Annotated in this window: 3 protein-coding genes and 1 tRNA gene; 1 reads left to right on the top strand and 3 read right to left on the bottom strand. The window is 41.3% G+C overall.

The features are described 5' to 3' along the window. Positions 1–486, top strand: a 486-nt coding sequence (locus tag DXB92_RS12900) for a tyrosine-type recombinase/integrase (protein ID WP_147330077.1), incomplete at its 5' end; no start/stop codon positions are given. 237 nt (positions 487–723) lie between these two features. On the opposite strand, the gene DXB92_RS12895 is transcribed toward DXB92_RS12900, so the two are convergent. The 3 genes from DXB92_RS12895 to DXB92_RS12885 all read right to left on the bottom strand — a co-directional run bounded on the left by DXB92_RS12895 (position 724) and on the right by DXB92_RS12885 (position 2,718). Next, positions 724–800: transfer RNA gene (locus DXB92_RS12895), tRNA-Met, on the bottom strand. Positions 801–1,125: 325 nt separating this feature from the next. Next, a complete protein-coding gene (locus DXB92_RS12890; RefSeq protein WP_181977084.1) occupies positions 1,126–2,136 on the bottom strand; it encodes a leucine-rich repeat protein in 1,011 nt (336 codons plus the stop codon). Between the two features lie 228 nt (positions 2,137–2,364). Further along, positions 2,365–2,718 (bottom strand): helix-turn-helix transcriptional regulator, encoded by a 354-nt coding sequence (locus DXB92_RS12885; RefSeq protein ID WP_117734190.1) that lies wholly within the window; start codon positions 2,716–2,718, stop codon positions 2,365–2,367. Positions 2,719–2,931 lie beyond the last annotated feature (213 nt).

Here is a 2,931-nt window from a genome sequence, read left to right as displayed (position 1 = left end):
CTGGAACCCAGAACATTCAAGGATGCCTACGATGAGATTCTGAAAGCCTCTGGTCTTGGACACTACACCTTCCACGCCCTCAGACACACTTTTGCCACCCGTGCCATGGAACAAGGCATGGATGCGAAAACCACTTCAATTCTGCTTGGGCATTCCTCGGTTTCGTTTACGCTGGATACTTACACACACGTTCTGGACAGTCAAAAGCAAGAGAAAATGAAAGTCATGGAGGAGTTCTTCACTCTGCCCGATATGCCGCAAGTACAGTCCTATGCAATCACTGTAACACCAATGCCAAATGGCTTTCTGCTAAATCCTGTGGACTTTGAGGATATGAGCATCGAGGCAAACGATCTGCAATACGGCATTCAGTGTCTGCAAACCGCCATTGCCCAGAAATTAGCCACAATGTACCCGCCCACACCGACACCTGTGAACGAGATTGTTTTGCAGCAGGGTGAATTTGTGGTAATTGTCAATCTATAAAGGAAATGGAGCAGGATGTGTTGTCCTGCTCCACTTTTCTTTTTTGATGTTTTGGGGTCAAATTGGGGTCAAAATCAATTTTTCTGTAAAAATGCAACAAAAACCGAGCCAAAAACTCACCTCACAATATTTGACAAATGCTCTAGAATAGAGCATAATAAAAAAGAACATTCAGGCAAATCAACAGCTAAACTTGCACCTCCAGCTGTTTCACTTGCTTGAATGTTCTTTTCCATTTGGTTGCGGGAGCCAGATTTGAACTGACGACCTTCGGGTTATGAGCCCGACGAGCTACCGAGCTGCTCCATCCCGCGATATACTTTCGTCCGTACCTCTCGTACCGACTTAATTAGTATACCACATTTTACGTCGCATGTCAACTGTTTTTCCGATTTCAAAAAATAAAAAAGTTCTACAGCATCAAATTTATAAATATAAGGTGCAATCAGCTCATAAAGTGCAATTCAGCAATTATATAAGCCCAAAACGCAATTGAAAAAGTTGTATCTTTCAAATTACCATTGCTCCTGCAAAAGCAAAATTCAGGCGTATTCGCATAAAAATCAACGTCCTGCGGCAGAATCCTATGCTGACACGCCCAAATCACACGCATAATTTCGTCGTTTTTCCAAATTATTGTTATGCCATGATCGCATTCTTATAGCGAATCAAGTCCAAATAAATCTCCTGCTGTTTCTGGTCAATGGCATACTGAATATACTTGTCCACGTTTTTCTTCGTAACAAAATCCGTCTTTCCCAGAAGCACCTGAATCAGCTGCAAATTACCGTTGTCAATCAGCATCTTCACGCCCTTGGTAAGCATCTTTTTCACATACGCCTTAGCTTCTGCGTTGTCGTGCAAGTCGATCATTTCTACAGCCATCTGAAATTTCATACACAGCGGCATTTTCACCTCTTTGTCCATTTTTCCGGTTCGCAGCATTTCTTTCACCGCAACAATATCTTTTTCCACTTCAATATAATAGCCAACAATCAGGAACTTTTCATCAGAAATCGCAATTTTAATATTGGTCAGACTTTCACACCCCCAAAACGCCGCTTCTACAATATTGATTACACGCTTCGGAATCATAATGCTGGTCAAACTTTTACAACAGGCGAATGCCCAATTTCCAATACTGTTCAAACTGTCGGGAATCTTAACACTAGTCAGCCTTTCGCAGCTATTCCATACACCACTTCCAATACTAGTCACACCATCTGGAATTGCGATACTGATTAGATTAGTACATTTATAAAACGTCCAATCTCCAATGCTAGTCACATGATTTGGAATTGTGATATTGGTCAAACTTATGCAATCAACAAATACACACTTCCCAATACTAGTCACACTGTCAGGAATCGTAACGCTGGTCAAACTTTTACAACTATGAAACATATAATCTCCAATAGTGGTCACGCCGTTCGGAATTACAATACTTGTCAGGCTTGTACACTCACAAAACGCATGATCCTCAATACTAGTCACACTATCCGGCATTGTGACACTAGTCAGACCTTCACACCTCGAAAACGCCCAATCACCAATACTAGTCACCCCGTCCGGAATCACAACATCTCCGCCTGCACCAGTATACTTTACCAGTACACCATTTTCAATTTCAAAGTCATTGTTACTGCTCATTTGCATTTTTCCTTTCTGTATAAAACGACGGTATCATATCAATTATAAACTGTTTTAAAATAAATGTCAAAAGTAATTCTATATATTGTAAAACAGTTTTGTTTCATTTGATGCTAATATTATGCCACTTTAGTTTTTCAAATAAAATAGAACTATAAAAATTCTGCCGAAAAAACAAAAAAAGCAGGACAAAAACACTGCCCTGCTTTTCGTTTGCCTGTAGATGAATCAAGACGGTTCCTGTGTAAAATCGGTGATTTCCTCCACGATTTGTGCAATTTTGACCATTTGTTCCGGCGACAGCCCATTCATAGCAACCTTGATGCGGTGAAAAGCGTCTTCTTCCTCCACTTCCGTATTAGAATCAATGTCCAGCAATTTCGGGATCGACACTTTCAGCCCGTTGGCAATCTTCGAAACGGTTTCAATCGTGGGGCATTTTTCCCCGCGTTCCACCTTGCCGATATAAGCAGGGTGAATTTCTGATGCAAAAGCCAGTTCTTCCTGACTAAGGTGCTGCCGGGTGCGGAACTGACGGATTCGTTCTCCGACAGCAGCGGCGACGTTGGTTTTGTTCTTCATAATGAAAATCCTCTGTTTCTGCTCTAAAGTATTCTATATTTCTATTTTAAAGGGTATCCGAAACAGATTCAAATATCTATAGAGAATAAAAAACAAATTCTGTAAAGATTATATAGAAAAGCAAAGAGGACTGCCATATTTGGCAGTCCTCTTTGTAAATTGGTGGGCCATCGGGGACTCGAACCCAGGACCGACCGGTTATGAGCCGGTAGC

Source organism: Ruminococcus sp. OM06-36AC, assembly GCF_003438725.1.
Lineage (GTDB): Bacteria > Bacillota > Clostridia > Oscillospirales > Ruminococcaceae > Ruminococcus_C > Ruminococcus_C callidus.
Note: the sequence above shows the minus strand (reverse complement) of the source record. Positions and strands in the feature narration are given on the sequence as shown.